2 protein-coding genes are annotated in these 531 nt (G+C 58.0%); one reads left to right on the top strand and one right to left on the bottom strand.

What is annotated here, in order from left to right:
- On the top strand, window positions 1-215 hold a 215-nt coding region (locus PDO_RS17460; RefSeq protein WP_007605066.1), incomplete at its 5' end, for a Tn3 family transposase.
- On the opposite strand, the gene PDO_RS17455 is transcribed toward PDO_RS17460, so the two are convergent.
- Complete coding sequence (locus PDO_RS17455; protein ID WP_007605065.1) at window positions 199-429, bottom strand: DUF6429 family protein; 231 nt, start codon at window positions 427-429, stop codon at window positions 199-201. The genes PDO_RS17460 and PDO_RS17455 overlap by 17 nt on opposite strands.
- Window positions 430-531: the final 102 nt, after the last annotated feature.

Here is a 531-nt window from a genome sequence, read left to right as displayed (position 1 = left end):
ACCGTATGGCGGGCCTCAATCTGCTCGCCGCCATTATCATCTATTGGAACACGCTGCATCTTGGCCAAGCCGTCGCAAAGCGCCAGAAGGCAGGCCTGGACACGCCGCCGGAACTACTCGCCCACATCTCGCCGCTCGGCTGGGCGCACATCCTGCTGACCGGCGAATACAGGTGGCCCAAAAGCAGCGGCAAACCGCTTACTTCGGGGACGTGAACAACATCTGGAAAAACTCCTCCGCCCGTTTCAGACCCTCATCTGTCAGCACGACAGATTTCGCCTTGCTGACCGGATCGGCAATCAGTCCCTTGCGATGGAGACGATCCAGCGCATCCCAGTCATGACCCTTCCACGCTCGCTGCCCGTTATGCAGCGTCAGCCAAAGCAGGGCCAAAACAGCATCGTCAATCTTGTCGGCATCACCGTCCATGCCGCTAAGACTACTACAAACTGACCAAATCGTCGGCTACCGATCCAAATTCAAAACTCAAGCCCTTAACGTAGGATTCCGCCCTCAGCCGGAACCGACCCC

Source organism: Rhizobium sp. PDO1-076, assembly GCF_000247475.1.
GTDB lineage: Bacteria > Pseudomonadota > Alphaproteobacteria > Rhizobiales > Rhizobiaceae > Allorhizobium.
This window is presented reverse-complemented; position numbering and strand designations above follow the sequence as displayed.